At 42.1% G+C, this 16,673-nt stretch carries 5 protein-coding genes and 1 pseudogene; 1 reads left to right on the top strand and 5 read right to left on the bottom strand.

Going from position 1 to position 16,673, the window contains the following annotated elements:
- Positions 1–6 precede the first annotated feature (6 nt).
- The 5 genes from BQ5591_RS08795 to BQ5591_RS08775 form a co-directional block, all read right to left on the bottom strand.
- Positions 7–2,760, bottom strand: a complete 2,754-nt coding sequence (locus tag BQ5591_RS08795; RefSeq protein ID WP_071149025.1) for a SusC/RagA family TonB-linked outer membrane protein — start codon at positions 2,758–2,760, stop codon at positions 7–9.
- 40 nt (positions 2,761–2,800) lie between these two features.
- Positions 2,801–4,639 (bottom strand): RagB/SusD family nutrient uptake outer membrane protein, encoded by a 1,839-nt coding sequence (locus BQ5591_RS08790; protein WP_071149024.1) that lies wholly within the window; start codon positions 4,637–4,639, stop codon positions 2,801–2,803.
- A 19-nt stretch (positions 4,640–4,658) separates the two neighbouring features.
- Positions 4,659–7,802, bottom strand: a complete 3,144-nt coding sequence (locus tag BQ5591_RS08785) for a SusC/RagA family TonB-linked outer membrane protein (protein WP_083380911.1) — start codon at positions 7,800–7,802, stop codon at positions 4,659–4,661.
- Positions 7,803–8,224: 422 nt separating this feature from the next.
- Positions 8,225–11,143, bottom strand: coding sequence for a chondroitinase family polysaccharide lyase (locus BQ5591_RS08780; protein WP_071149395.1), 2,919 nt, complete (start codon positions 11,141–11,143; stop codon positions 8,225–8,227).
- 32 nt (positions 11,144–11,175) lie between these two features.
- On the bottom strand, positions 11,176–12,387 hold the full coding sequence (locus tag BQ5591_RS08775) for a glycoside hydrolase family 88 protein (RefSeq protein ID WP_071149023.1): 1,212 nt from the start codon (positions 12,385–12,387) through the stop codon (positions 11,176–11,178).
- Positions 12,388–12,627: 240 nt separating this feature from the next.
- Here BQ5591_RS08775 and BQ5591_RS08770 point away from each other — a divergent pair.
- Positions 12,628–16,671: pseudogene (locus BQ5591_RS08770) on the top strand (hybrid sensor histidine kinase/response regulator transcription factor).
- The last annotated feature ends 2 nt before the right edge of the window (positions 16,672–16,673 follow it).

Below are 16,673 nucleotides of genomic sequence, written 5' to 3'. Positions count from 1 at the left end.
GTTTTATTAAAACTTCAAATTAAAACCAAACGCATATTGTCTCATTGTAGGATGAGCAACGCCAATAGACTCTGGATCGGCAATATCAATTCCATCCACACAGAACAGATCGTGTCCACGGCCAAAGATCTTTATACCTTTTACAAAAGCAATGTTCTTCAGCCATTTTTCCGGCAACTGATAATATACTTCCAACGTTCTCAATTTCAAGAACGAAGCATCGGCTACCCACAAAGAATTGGTATTATAGTTATTATCAGATCCTTGCGTAGTCAGACGTGGTAATGTTCCATTCGGATTGCTCTCGCTCCAGCGGTTGTCCCAATAATATTGAGATATGGTATTGTTCGATACCAACGGGCGATATACACTCTTCGTATCCAATATTTTACTATAATTGGCAGCTCCTTGGAAATAAGCAGTAAAACCTAATCCCTTATACTCCGCACCCACATTAAATCCGTAATAGATTTCCGGACAAGTTTCATTATATCCTAAAGCCACTTGGTCATATTGGTCAATACGCTTGTCACCATTCTGATCTTTAAATTTCAAATCACCGGGACGCACATCTGACAAATATTGCTTAACATCACGCTGATCAATTTCTTCCTGGCTTTGATAAATACCTTCCACTTCATAACCGAAAATCTGTCCAACTGAATGACCGGTACGTTTTAAATAATCATACGGACGGTATTCTTCATTCATCTCAATAATTTCATTACGGGCAAATGAGAACTGTCCACCGATTTGATAAGTAAAATCTCCGATATGATCGGTCCAGTTAGCAGCTACATCCACTCCGTAACTGTTGATAATACCATCATTCCGTTTAGGAACAGTCATACCAAATACCGATGAAATCGCTCCACTACCGTCAACCAAAATATCGGTACGATGATCATAATATCCGTCAACGGTCAAAGACAATTTATTCCAAGCCATCAAATCAACACCCACGTTCAGCTTATGAGACTTTTCATAAGTCAACCCGTCCACCGCAATGCGATATTCTTTCATTCCAGACTGGCTGGCAGGAGTATCTTTGAAATAATAGCTGTTTCCACTGCCAAAATAATATTTATACAGATTAGCATCAAAATCTGCACGTCCTGCTATACCATAAGATGCTCTCAGCTTCAACAAATTCAGATTATCCGATTTCAACCAATCTTCTTCTGAAAGTATCCATCCTGCTCCGATCGAAGGAAATATTCCCCAACGGTTACCCGGTTCCAAAACACTTGATGCAGAACCAGACAAGGCAAAATCTAAAATATAACGATTTTTATAAGTATAGTGACCTTGAGCTACTACATCCATAAACGCATATTTATTATTTTGATCACGTCCCGTTTTCTTATCCATGGAATACAACAATACAGCATTCAATTTATGTTCTCCCCAATTACGGTCATAATTGACCTGAGTATTAAAGTTAAAATGCGTATCCATTGTCTGAAGATAAGTGCTAAACTCATAATCAGTTTCTTCACGCAACTTTGTATAAGTATCTGCTGCGCCATCCCATCCTTTTACTGCCGACTGATAGGCATACGTACGTACATTTCCTTCACGATAGAATCCATAACTGTCATAACCAACATTTACAGTGGCTGACAAACCTGGCAATAAGAAATTCAAATCCTGGTTAATACTCATATCTGCATATAAGGTACGCCCCTGTGTACGTAAATATCCGGAACCTGCAATGTTTGCGATCGGGTTATTGGAATACACAGTTGTTCCCCCCCATATATCCTGCGAAGTTTTAATAGGGAAAGCACCAGAAGGGACCTGATACAACGCTCCGAACACATCGGAGATATCACTTTGAGGGCGATTGTTCTCAGAGAAAACTCCCAGCAAGTTCAACTTCACTTTCGTCGTATTGCTCACCTTGATATCCAGATTGGTACGAATATTCATTTTAGAGTATTTCAACTGTGTAGAGTATCCGTCGTTCTCCTCAGTAGGCTGATAAATACCCAAATTGTTCAGGTAATTCAACTGTGCATAATACTGCACCCTTTCACCACCTCCACTAATCGAGAAATTCACATTGTTGCCATAAGCATGATCGCGCAATGCTTCATCCCACCAATTCACATTGGGATAGAATTCCGGATACGTCTGTTCACGGAAGGCATCCAGTTCACGCTGGCTGTAACGAGGAGACAGTCCATCATTCTTCATGCCTTCGTTCAGCGCTTGCGCATACGTATATCCATCTACAAAATCAGGCAAACGATTAGGAGTAGAGAAATTAAACTCATATCCAAAATTAATTACCGGAGCATGAACCGCACCACGTTTGGTCTTAATATATACTACTCCATTGGCTCCACGAATACCGTAAAGTGCCAACGATGCAGCATCTTTCAGAACTGTAACCGATTCGATCTCTTGAACGGTCAAAGAAGATATTTCCCGCTCAAATCCATCTACCAGAATCAACGGCGTACTGCTGTTGCTGGTTCCTACTCCACGTATATATAAGGTAGCGCCATCGTCCCAGGCATATCCTCCGTTTTGAAGGACTTGCAATCCTGGAATTAGTCCATACAATGAATTCGACGGGTCAATACTGGTCTTATGCGAAATCTGTTCGGATGTAGCCATTGCCCCTGCGACAGTCGATTCCTTCATATTGAAAGAAATACCTCGTCCATATTGTTGAATGCTGTCTGTTACTTGTGCCGTTGCTACGCATGGCAACAGTAAAAAAGCAGCGATAAATTTCATACTTCTTTTCATAAGTACATTCTTGTTACTTTGTTCATTGAATCATCTTTTGTTATTCCCATCCAGGGTTCTGCACAAGGCCATACCCCTTGTTCACCTCGTTGCTAGGGAAAGCACTCAAATACCATTTAGGAGAGAAACCACCGGGTTTCTGCCAAGCTCTTTCTGCCAACTGCGGGAAAGAGAAATCGTATTCTAAAGTATTCTTATTACGATAGACATTGATACCATGTAGATGCTTTGTAAAGTCTGCTTCACGTTTCCAGCGAATCAGGTCAAAGAAACGTACTTCTTCCCAAGCAAACTCACAAGCGCGTTCACGAAGCACAGCTTCACGGAATTCTGTCTTTTCGTCTTGCTCACCTTTCAGGACCAATCCCGGCAATCCGACACGAGCTCGTACTGCATTGACATACTGATAAGCCTCACTTGTACGTCCGCACTCGTTCAAAGCTTCGGCGTACGACAAGTAAACCTCTGCCAGACGCAAATATGGCCATTGAATAATACGTCCCTTATACTCATTCTTACGGTCAAGAGCAAATTTACGACCAGCTATACCAGTAGCCAAAGATTTACTATCCAAAGAAGCAGCACTACTGTTCCAATGTTTGCCTGCAGGATAATTATTGGGATCATCACTTTTCTTTTGAAAAACTTCAGCTTTCGTACCCTGGAAGTCATCACCATCCAGCAAAATTGTCTCACTCAAACGAGGGTCACGATTTATGAAAGGGTTTTTACGGTGTTCCGGATTATCCCAATCAAAATCAGTTCCATCTGCCATAGGAAACATATCAAAACTCTCTTTGGTCGGACACCAACCACCCCAACGCATTGATTTCAACAAGAAGCTAAGCCCATCAGTTTTATAATGTCTACGAACTGAAACCAAAGATTCGGTAGTACCACGTGTATAGTAAGCATCCTGAAATGCCTGTCGATACGTGCCCGATGTATTTTTATCGACCAAACGATAAAAACCTTCACTTGCCATTGCATCAAAAAATTCCTTACCTGCTTCAGCTGCTGCTTCCCAACGCTTTTGATCATATCCACCAAACCAAGTCATCAGCTTTGTGGAAGCTTCTCCCTGATAATAAGGAGAATCGGAATTAAATAACGGACTGGCAACAAACAACAACGTGCGAAGTTTCAAACCCATAGCCGATGCACGCGTCAGACGGCCACTCCAGTTGCTCAAGTCATCACCGGTCAGTGCCCAAGGTAATTCCTTACAAGCAATAGCTTCATCCAACAACTTCACAATAAAATCGACCGTTTCCTGTAGGGTGGCACGAGCCGGCAAATTGGTTTCTTCGACATCGATGGCATGATCGACAATAGGCAAAGCACCAAAATGACGCAACATTTCCGAATACTGCAAAGCTATAATAATCTTGGCTTCAGCCTTCAGACGCAGTTTCTCACTTTCCGACATGTCAGGAATCCGATCTACATTCTTTATCAGAATCCACGCATTACGAATGCCCTGCCAGGAATAGCGGCCCTGAAACTTATATTTAGTCGCACCTTTCGCTGCACCAGTCTTATCCTCGGATGCCGCATTGTACACACCACTATAATAAAGTTCTTCCGGACCACCGTAACCAATACAAGACTGACTCAAGTCTGTCAAATTTTCAAGTACACCGACCCACATAGCTGTTGTAGTATTATAGTTAGTCGGAAATCCATAAGGCATTGTATAATAACTATACCACAATACCTGTTTTGCATATTCTGCAGTAGAAAAAATAGTATCGGCTGTAATATCTCCACCTGGGGCCTTCTGAAGGAACTTTTCGCCTAAAGCGAAATCTTCGCATGAAGACAAGGATACCAATAAAGATAACACCAATAGATGAATATGTTTTCTTATCCTTTTCATGATTATTCGTTTTTAATATTTAGAAACCTACTTTCAAACCCAGATTCACTACCATTACCAGCGGATACATGATATTACCATTTGCATCCGATTCCGGATCTACGATCTTAAGTTTATCAAAAGTCAACAAGTTATAACCTGTAGCATAAACACGTAAGTTACCTACATGTAATTTCTTCAGAACTTTCTCTGAGAAGTTATATCCAACTTCTACATTCTTCAGACGAATATAAGAAGCATCACGCAACCACAAGTCTGAATCCAAATAATTATTGGTCTTATTTACAAACGTGATAGCCGGTGCTTTAGCCGAGTTTCCCTTTTCCGGAGTCCAAGCATCCGTTACCTGATATTTCAACAACGAACGTGAATTAGTGGCCCCAAACGGTTCGCGATACACATCATTCAACATACGTGAAGTCTTTGTTGCTCCAGCCCATGTCATACTAAAATCAAAACCTTTATAAGAGAAGCCTAGATTAAGACCTCCAGTCAACAACGGATAAATAGGATATCCGATGGCAGCTTTATCATTTTGGTTAATTTTGCCATCACCATTTAAATCCTTATATTTCACGTCACCAGGCAACGGAGTGTAACCGGAACCGTGATCAGGTATTCCACCTTCCTTGCCTTTCAAGTTCTCGTAATTGGCAACATCTTCTTCCGAGAAGAAACCGTCGTATTTATATCCAAAGTTCTGCCCTACCGGACGACCCGTCTGACGCATATATTCATAAGGATAATTCACTTCATCCTTAAAGACCACCTTATTCTTTGCATAAGAAATATTGAAACCAATATTATAGCCAAAATCATTAATTTGATCTCTCCAGCTCAAAGCAACCTCAAAACCTTTGTTATCTACTTTACCCAAATTGGCCGTAGGCAATGTCACTGCCAAATAAGTAGGCAATACCTGGCGGGTAATCAGAATGTCTTTACGGTGTTCGATAAAGTAATCAAAATTTAGCTTCAACTTACTGTCAACAAAGTAAGCATCCAAGCCGTAGTTCTGCTTAGCTGCAGTTTCCCATGTCACATAAGGATTACCGAGTTTAGACTCTTTTGCTCCTGTCAGCAAGATTTTCGACGTATTTCCAAAATAGAAACCACCTTGTCCTGTCGTATATGAATCCGGCAAATAAAGAAAACGTGAACTGTCACTGGTACGGTCATTACCTACAATACCGTAAGAAGCACGTATCTTAAGATAGTCAAGAACCGGCTTCAAAGGTTTCATGAAATTCTCTTCTGTCAGAATCCAACCCAGAGAGAAAGCTGGGAACAAGCCAAAACGGTTTCCTGGAGCAAAATTCTCCGAACCATTATAACCGATATTCACATCTGCCATATAACGGTTGTTCCAGTCATAGGCAACACGTCCTACAAAACCAATATAGCTTCGGGGAATAGAGGCAAACTGTGAAGGTCCGCTTACATAGTAAGTCATGCTTTGATTATACATAGCCAGTGCAGACACATGATGCTTATCGAAATCACGCTTATAATTCAGAGCGAACTCCAAGTACCAGTCTCTTGCCTTACCCGGACTTTCCGAATAGCTCAAATTAGATTTATCTCCCACTCGGCGGAAATTATTGGTTCCGTCTTCATTGGCAACCACTTCATAATGCGGATACGAACAAGTGAATACTTTTGTCAGATTCATCGTATTATTATAGGAAGCTTTTACATGTGCTTTCAGTCCTTTGGTCAGGAAATCCAATTTCTGTTCCAACTGGAAGTCAAAGTTCAGTGTATTGCCATTACGAGTGTTATATCCTTTACCATAATAAGGATACAAAGCATCGCGTGGAGTACCCGGCAGATTATGAGTCTTAGAGTCAATCCATAACCATTTTCCGTCTACTACACCAGCACCCGACATAGGTGGTGCCCAATAAATATCACGGAACAAATAGCCAATATCACTACTGCCTTCATAGTTTGGTTGATTCTTATTGTTCACCCGGCCACCCAAGTTAATACGCATCAAAGTTGTTTTGGTCAAATCGAAATCCAAATTCATACGATAATTATAACGGGTATATTTGAAATTGCCGTCATACTCGTCTTCGAACGATTTGAAAAGACCATCCTGAGTAAATACACCGATAGATGCAAAATAACGCACTCTCTCCGAACCACCGGAAATAGAGAAGTTATGCTGAGTCTGCAAGGCAGCCTTTTTAATCAGCAAGTCTGTCCAATCAGTATCGGGGTAAGCCAACGGATTGCTATGAGTGCGATAAGCCTCAATGGCTTCATCAGTAAATGCCAATTGATCTTCTGCTACTCCGTCACGGCGTTGTGCATTGACATACGTTGTCGCATACTCGTAACTGTTTGCAAATTCCGGCAAACGGGTAGGCATCTGAACTGCAAAGGAAGTAGAAAAATTCATTCTCGGCTTACCTTCTGTTCCACGTTTTGTAGTCACCAATACTACACCATTCGCACCACGTACACCAAACACTGCAGTAGACGATGCATCTTTCAAGATAGTGATATCTTCTACTTCATTGGGGTCGATCTGGTTAAAAGAACGTTCCACACCATCCACCAATACCAACGGAGCAGACAAATCGGTAGAAAGAGAACCTACACCACGTATAAAGATAGTAGGATCATCAGCTCCCGGCTGACCAGTGCTCTGAATCGATGAAAGACCAGGCATTTTACCGGTCAAGGCATTGGAAAGACTGGAAACAGGAGTTTTCAACAGTTCCTTGGAATTAACAGATGCCATAGCACCAGTAACCGTAACTTTCTTTTGGGCACCATAAGCTATGATCTGCACTTCCTGGAGTTCCTGGATACCTTCATTCAGTTTGATGTTCAGTTTAGGCTCACCTTTGTAAACAATGGTTTTGTCTTCGTAGCCCACATAAGAAATCACAAGAGTAGCTCCAACAGGGACTTCCAACGTAAAGTGACCATCTACATCCGTAATAACACCATTCGTGGTGCCTTTCACCAACACACTGGCTCCAATTACCGGACCAAAATTATCCGTCACTGTACCTGTCACCGTTTTGCGATTCTGTTGCGTAATAGCAACTGCTGTTCCTTCCGGCACAAGATTCTCTGAAGAAAAAGCTGTCTGCCCGAACAGTAAGGAGGCAGTCAACAGCCATACCTGCTTTTGAGGTATCTTCATTGGAGTGAAGAAGTTTTTCATCTCAATTAAATTTAAGTTAATAAATAATTTTAAATTCAGTACTATCGTTAATGAAAGTTGCACAAATGTAGACCTTTGTTTTCAGTAATCCGTCCTACATATATTCTAAAAAACGGTAAAAAACATACAAATACCCAACAACGCAAAAGACGTACAAAAAGCGCCCTTTTAAGTACAATTTTACCCCATAGACACGTTACCTGATTTTCGGATTTCGATTTGGCTTGCAATCTTTTCCTCGCCTTATTAAGGTCCGTTTCGGTTCTCCAAGTATGAGAATAACATTCTCATAACTATGAGAATAGTTTTCTCATAAGCATGAGAATGGTCTTCTCATACCTATGAGAAACTAACGGAATAAAAGAATGCGTGCAGAAACTCAGTTAGCCCGATTCTGAATCCTAATTTATAGAGTTATCAGAGATTAAATGCAGCTCACATTCCACGGGCTGACCATGTTGGCAGAAGACAGTAAGCAGGGTATTCCCTTCCTGATGTTTCACAGAGAGTTTTTCGTTCTTGCAACTCAAGTTCCAAACACCCTTCAACAGAATCTGTTTAACTATAACCCGACTTGGTTCCTTCGTTGTATAAGTCTTAGTACTTATATTCAGGTTAGGATCACACACACTGATTCGGATACCTTCATTTACACGCCTATACATTGTCATCGTCTCTGCCGGTAAACGTAAAAGCAACTCGTCATCCGACAAGCTGACGGAATCGAACGCTGCGTAGGCGGTAATTCCAGTCTGCGCATCGCGCACAGCATGAACCGTATCATTGCACAAAAGTACGGTATAAGTATTCTGCGCAGATATATTCTTCAAATCTTGCTCATTCGGCTGTATCCAAATCATATACTCATAACTTTCACCCTGAGGAGATTTACCATGATCAATCCAGGCCGAAGCAAACTCTCCATAGGTTACCTCTTTCGTTTTTTCATGGCGCGACTCCTGTCTGGCTATCTGTGCTCTGACTTTTCCATGTTTCACATAGTAATAATTTCCGTAAGCATCCTTCAGACAAACTGGATTCAGGGTATCTCCCATCATTTCCAATGACATACCGATTTCTGCCATCTCATTATCTCCTAATCGGATGCTCATACCGTTTCGGAACACACTTTGAAACAGTGTCGTTTCTGTCGGATAATTCTTATTGCTGTTACGAATGCCTGTTCCGAGGCATATCAACCTGTCGTTAAAACAAAAGACTGACTTACGGGCTACGAAATCGGGTGTAAAATTCCGATAGTTCCTTTCCATCAGCTTCATGGCAAACATGCCGTTCGTACCTTCCAGCGAAGAACTTCCTGAAAAATTCTCTTTGGAATGCGCCATCATTGTTCCCGTCAAAGGGTTTTCCAACAAGTCGAATGGCAAATGAATCGTAGTGGTTCCCGGTAAGCGGTTCCAATCCCAGCCATTCTCCTCATATCCGCTCAACCGCCGCGAAGGTTGGCCCATAATCTGAACCGATCCGTAACTCTGATACCGTCCGTATCTGTTGTCGTTCTTATATATTTCCGATCCCCATACATCCGTATTATATCCCTTCAAAGTTACCATCCAGTCCTTACGCCTGAAAATGCCGGCCGAACCGTAATTATACACCCAAAAACCTTCGGGAGCTTTGGCCGACCTGATACCCTGCTCTTTGAAATAGCGTGCTTCAGGTGTATCTTTTTCACAAAGCCGAAGATAATCGGCAGCCAAATGATGATCGAACTCACGGCCTTCGCCGGACAAATCGCCTGAAAGAGCCAGATAAGCAAAAGCCGCAACATCTTCCTCACCCATTGAAAAACCGAAAGGATGACGCCCGCTGAGGCCTATCCCCCATTCATATTTGTTACTATAATTACGCATGGCAATAAAAGCCGATTTTAAAACCTGCCGGGCATCAACCGTCAGTTCGTAGTCCGTATGAGTGGTGAGCGAAACAAACTGTCCAACCGTCGCCAGTACTCCCGTTGTATAGGCCGGATAAAAACCACCATGATGAAAAGTCGTTCCATCCACCTTGATACCGCCTATGGTTCCCGGCGTATATTGCAACGATGTAGACAGCCAACGCGAGAGTCCTTTCAATGCCCGTACCCGCTCTCTTTCATCTACAAACATCAAAGCTGACACGATTTTAGGCATCAGCAAGGTATGCCAGCTGTCCAGCAGTTCATCCCGTCCGTACTGACAAGGTTTACGCGTTTCCTGTAATGCAGACCAAAACACTAAAGCTGAAAGAATCTGGTCCTTGTCCCGATTCTGCCAAATAACCTCCCGCATCAGCCATGCTGTTTTATAAATATCGCGAACCTGATATCCATAATGATGGTTAGTCCCCATGCCGCTTCCAAAAGCAAAGCCCTGATCAATAGCATATTTCCAAACCAGAAAATAATACTCAGCAGCCTGAGAAGAAGCATTATAATACGCATCATAAGCAAAGCCAGACAACATGGTTTCCAAGTCATTCCACGAAATCTCACCTTTTTCCCGATTCAACTCGTCGGGTGCAACAAGCGGAGCCCCCACAAACCCCGAACCCGAAGGACGGATAGCGACCTGCTGAAATACAGAATATGCGTCAGAAACAGCTTTATCCATATCACCTTTTGAAGAACAAAGCATTTCCGTCAATCTGGATTCTATCGTCTTAAGCTCTGTTTGCTCCTGCAAAGTCAATGCAGAAGATAAAGGAATATCATATTCATATTGTTCCCATTGCCAGACACGACACCAATGCCATAAATCCCTAAAATCAAAAGAATTGTTGTAAGGCATCTGCATATCCGGAGTAGTCCGGTCATTGGTTTCAGTTTCAGGGAAGAGAAGGCGGTCTAAAAAGACACGCCCTTTCCGCTGAGGAGCAACTAACCTACAGCCTGCAATATCCTTTCCTTCTTTACTACCTGCCATATGCTGAAAACCAATCCAGCAGGCACGCCAACCGGAGGAAGCCAGCCGGAACCCGAACTGATAAACAATCTTATTATCCGAAGAAAGAAATTCGAAACGGATAGAATCCTGTTGAGGAACTTCATTGTACATCCACAACGTAATGCCATATCGTTGTTTTACTTTTGACGTCAGTTCCAAAGGAGACTCTAACGGTATATACAATGCCGAACCGGGTTTATAATTCCACTCCAGGCACTTTGTTCCTTCTTTATAATAAAGAGAAGTCAACGCCAAATTGCCATTCCCGTCACACCGGAAACCAGCAGGTATTCCATCCTCAAATCCCATCACTTGTGCCGACAGATAACGAGCGACTGAGAATAACAACAAAAAACATAAGCACAATCTACGTATTATCATAGTATCTTGATTTTAAATGATCCGAATTATTTTTCCATATCCCGTTTCCGCTTCAAGGCTTCCAGAAAATAATAATCTGCATAAACCAACGGAACATCCACTTCACTTCCATGCGGAATACTGCCGACCGAATGCATCAGTAAAAATCCTCCATTCATACCCAAAGGTGAGCGATATGCCGGAGATGCCAAAGATTTCAGTATCAAATCGGCCGTTTTCCGATATTGCTCTTTACGAGTATACCCACTCAGCTCATAAAGAACCGAAGCAGTGATAGCCGCAGCAGAAACATCACGTGGTTCATGAGGGATGTTTATTGCATCATAATCCCAATAAGGAACCAAATCGTTCGGCATATTGGAATGAGTGAAAATGAAATCACACACTTTCTCGGCTTGTTTCAAATAAGCAAGATTCTGTGTATAACGATAACACATTGTATAGCCGTATATGGCCCATGCCTGTCCACGAGCCCATGCCGACTCGTCAGAGTATCCTTGAGCTGTACATCGGCTGCGTACTTCTCCTGTCTCTCCATCGTAATCGACTACATGAAATGAGCTTCCATCGCTGCGAAAATGGTTTTGTAACGTTTTGTCTGCATGAGATACCGCTATACGGTAGTATGTCGAATCGCCAGACATGCGAGTAGCTTCGAACAGCAATTCCAGATTCATCATATTGTCAATGATAACAGGACATTTCCACCCCCTTTTCGCTTGCCAACCCGAATGCACATTCCACGACTGGATAACTCCTGCTGCAGGGCGAAAACGAGTCGACAAGGACTGTGCAGCTGAGACAATAATCGATTTATATTGTTCTTCCCCTCCTAACCGGATACCATTCAAATAACTGCAACCAATGATAAACCCTACATCGTGAGTCGACTTGTTATATTGCACTTTTTCCAATAACGCAGTGTATCTCTCTGCCAGACTTTTCCAATGTTCGTCACCCGTCAATCCATAAAGATACCACAGACTGCCAGCATAAAACCCTGCTGTCCAATCCCATCCGGCAGTTGAAGCATACACCATCGTCCCGTCAGACTTTATCGTACGAGGAATGTGATTCTCTCCTCTATCCGTCAGTTCATTTAGTTGCATAGCATACTGTTCGGTTGCAAATATCACATTTTCTGCAACAAATCCAACAGGATGATTATCCGCGATACAACTTAGAATAATCCAGCACAGTATTCCGGTACATAATCCTATTTTTATTGACTTTTTCATAGACACATAACTTTATATTTTTCAAACGGTCAACAAAGACATTACAAATGTAACCAAAAACACATTATATAACGTAGCCTAATATTCATGATAAGGGAAAAAGCATACGTTATCTGATAAAATCGGAGAATGTACAAAAATGACAGGCAAAACGTATAAAAAAAGACCTTTTTTGCTTAGAAAAGTCACTCCTCCTTTAATTAAAAAAGTTATCTTTGCTCTTTATAAAATTGGAATACAATGAAAAAAGAATTTCTGCTGACCTTTTATCTTTTATTTCTATACCTTTTTCAGTGCTTTTCACAAAGCATACCTTTTCACCACCTGACAACCGACAATGGGCTATCACACAATTCTGTAGTATCCATTTATCAGGACGAACGCGATTTTATGTGGTTCGCAACGGCTAATGGACTCAGCCTATATAATGGAAAAGACTTCAAAATCTATCAAAAAGAGAAGGACAATCCTAACAGTATCCAGTACAACGACATTTATCAGATATTGGGTGACCGGAAAGGACACTTGTATATCCTAACAAATAGAGGAGCCTCAGAATATGACATATCTGAAGATAAGTTCACCCATCTGACAACTCAAGACGTAGCTGCAGGATTCTTTACCGACTCCTTATACATAGCTACTTCTTACGAAATATTCAAATACAATGGTAGCAAACTTCGCCCCGTATATAAGTTAAACAATCAACGGAACATACGTCGGTTACTTGTATCCAACGATTCCATCTTCATCGGAACTAATCGCGGACTTTATCTGCTTACCCCCTCCAAAGAATTGCAAACACTCATACCCAACGGACACATTAGTGACATCTTCAAAGACAGTAAAGGCTGTTATTGGGTGGCAGCACGTTCAGGTGAGGGTGCATTTCGCATACAAGGGAAACAGATAACCCATTTCGTACACGACCCCAATAATCCCGCCAGCATTAGTTCCAACTTCGTTCACCGTTTTTGCGAAGACCCGCAAGGAAATATCTGGATAGGCACCTTTAACGGTTTGGACAAATATAACCCAGTAAACGAACAGTTCCGACATTATGAGAAACAACAGACTCCGAAAAGTCTGTCCTATTCATCTATCTGGAGTTTGTATTGCGACCGTCAAGGCAATATTTGGGTAGGAACCTATTTTGGAGGTGTGAACTACTTCAATCCCAAGCAACAAGTATTTCGCGAATATCAACCCTCTCCTATTGAAGAAGAAGGGTTAAGCTCTAGTATAGTTAGCCGTATTACCGAAGACAATCGAGGTAACCTTTGGATAGGAACGGAAGGAGGCGGAGTGAACTTCTACAACAAGCAGACACAAACATACAAATGGTATACACTTGAAAAGCCTGAAAACGGAACTATAAAAAACAACATAAAAGCCCTCTACTACGATCCGCAACAGGAAGTATTGTGGATGGGTATACACATGGGAGGACTTTACAAACTTGACATCAGAACAAATAAAGGTACACGTTATCTGAAACACACCCACAACCTGCCTTCCAATAATGTTGAATCTATACTCCCTTATCAAGGCAAACTTCTGGTTGCCACTGATAATGGAATCATTTTCTTCGATCCAACCACAGAAAAATGCGAACGTTTTTTCAAAAACGATGAAATGTACGAAAAAACGCGCTATAGCAAAGGACTTGTACTGGATAGTCGGGGCATTTTATGGATTATCAGAAACAATAGTGGAGTATGTTCCTACAATCCAGCGACCAATAAACTGTCTACTTACAAAGTAAGCCACGCCATTGAGCATAGCCTTAGTAGTAATAGTGTCAACTCAATCTATGAAGACAGCCAGCATCGGCTTTGGTTCTGTACCAACGAGAACGGATTAGACTTATATCATGCAGAAACAGATAATTTTGAGAATCTCGATGCCCGTCATAACGGACTCTCCAGTAACATTGTCTATAACATTTGCGAACTCGATAGCAACAGACTGTTGGTTACTACCGACAAAGGTTTGTCCATCCTAAACTATAAGGAAAAAACATTCAAAAACTACAATCAGCTACCTTTAAGCTGCCTCAACGAAAATGCCCTCTACAAAACCCGGGAAGGAGAAATCATCATCGGTGGAACTCAAGGAGCCATCTCATTCCACAAACAGGATCTGAAACAAGAATCGCGTTCGTACAATATTCTGCCCTACCGGCTATTTGTTAATGGTAGAGAAGTAAAAGTAGGAGACAAAAGTAAAATACTAAAACAGGATATCAGCTTCACCAAAGAAATTACACTCAGAGCCGGACAAAACATTTTCAGTATAGAATATACTACTACCGACTTTCTGCCTTTCAACAAAGCCAACATCATCTACCGTTTGGAAGGATTCTCGCGAAGCTGGAACGACCTGAAACAGAATACTATTACTTATTCCAATCTGTCACCCGGCAAGTATACTCTGATTGTAAAAGCCGAAAATACCGACGAGACATTGGTTCCCCCCAGTCGGCTGACTATCCGGGTACTTCCTCCGTTTTATCTAACGGTTTGGGCTTATGTGCTTTACTTTATCATTCTGGTTTTGGCGGTATGGTACCTGAACCGAGTCTACAAAAGCCGTATCAGAATGCAGGAAATGCTGAAATATGAAAAGAAACATGCTGACGATATCGAACAGATGAACCAGTTTAAACTGCGTTTCTTCACCAATATTTCGCATGAATTCCGCACTCCTTTATCGCTCATCATCGGGCAAATGGAAATGTTGCTCTCACGCCAGCTTTCGCCCGAAATTTATAACAAGCTGTTAGGTACCTACAAAAGCTGCCTGCAACTGAAAGGCTTGGTAACCGAGCTACTTGACTTCCGCAAGCAGGAACAAGGCTATATGAACATCAAAGTAAGCGAGTACAACATTGTAGACTTCGTATACGAGCATTATCTGCTCTTTGCCGACTATGCCAAACTGCGCAACATCACCTTCACGTTTGAAAAGAGCCATGATGACATACCGATGTGGTATGACGCAAAGCAGATGCAGAAGGTAATGAATAATCTGATATCCAATGCCTTCAAGTACACACCAGATGGAGGACGCATTTCTATCTCTGTCCGGAAAAGAGGCAATGAGGTCATTATCGAAGTAACTGACAACGGACAAGGAATCGCTCCCAAAGACATCGAAAGAATATTCGACCGTTTTTATCAGGCCGATCATATCAACTCTATGTCACAAGCAGGAAGCGGTATCGGGCTGTCACTGACCAAAGGTATTGTCGAACTGCATCATGGTACTATCGAAGTTTTCAGTAAAGAAGGAGAAGGCTCTACTTTCTGCATTCATCTGAAAACAGGAAACGAACACTTCACTCCCGAACAAATTTGTACTCAGCAAAACTGTCAGGATGCCTCGACAGGTATCGACCTGAAAGAATACAACCAGTACAAAGCCTACTTGGACAAACAGGAGATAGCTATGCAGGACAATGAAAACCCGAAAGAAAAATACAAAATCCTGATCGTAGAAGACAATGACTCGTTACGCGAAATGCTGGTAGGAATCTTCGAATCGTTCTATACGGTAGTCACTGCCACCAACGGAAAGGAAGGGCTGGAAAAAGTACGGACCGAGCAGCCCAATATCGTACTAAGCGACATAGTTATGCCCCAAATGTCTGGAACAGAACTATGCCATGCCATCAAAAAAGACTTTGACCTCTGCCACATTCCGGTAGTGCTGCTCACAGCTAAAACAGCTATCGAATATAATATGGAGGGGCTGAAAATGGGAGCCGACGACTACGTAACCAAACCATTCAACATCAACCTGCTGTTGTCGCGTTGCAACAATCTGGTAAACAGCCGTATCATGCTGCAAGAGAAGTTCAGCAAACAACCCCAGACCGACATGCAGATACTGGCAACCAATACCCTCGATAAAAAATTCCTGGACTAGGCAATGGCCATCATTGAAGAAGAGATAGACAATGCCGACTTCAACGTAGACCAACTGGCTACCCGAATGGGCATTGCACGTACCAAGCTGTTTACTAAATTGAAAGCCGTCACCGGGCAGACTCCTAACGACCTGATTATCACTATCCGTCTGAAACGAGCAGCCTACATGCTGAAAAACAATCCGGAACTGAACATCTCGGAGATTGCTGACCGTACGGGTTTCAACATTCCCAAATACTTCAGCAAATGTTTCAAGGAGAAATACCATATCAACCCGACCGCTTATCGGAAAGGAGCAGACGCTTCTTCACCCGAAGACACAAAAGAGGATGAAGAAAATGATGAAGAGTAATA

It is taken from the genome of Bacteroides ndongoniae, assembly GCF_900108345.1.
Classification (GTDB): domain Bacteria; phylum Bacteroidota; class Bacteroidia; order Bacteroidales; family Bacteroidaceae; genus Bacteroides; species Bacteroides ndongoniae.
This window is presented reverse-complemented; position numbering and strand designations above follow the sequence as displayed.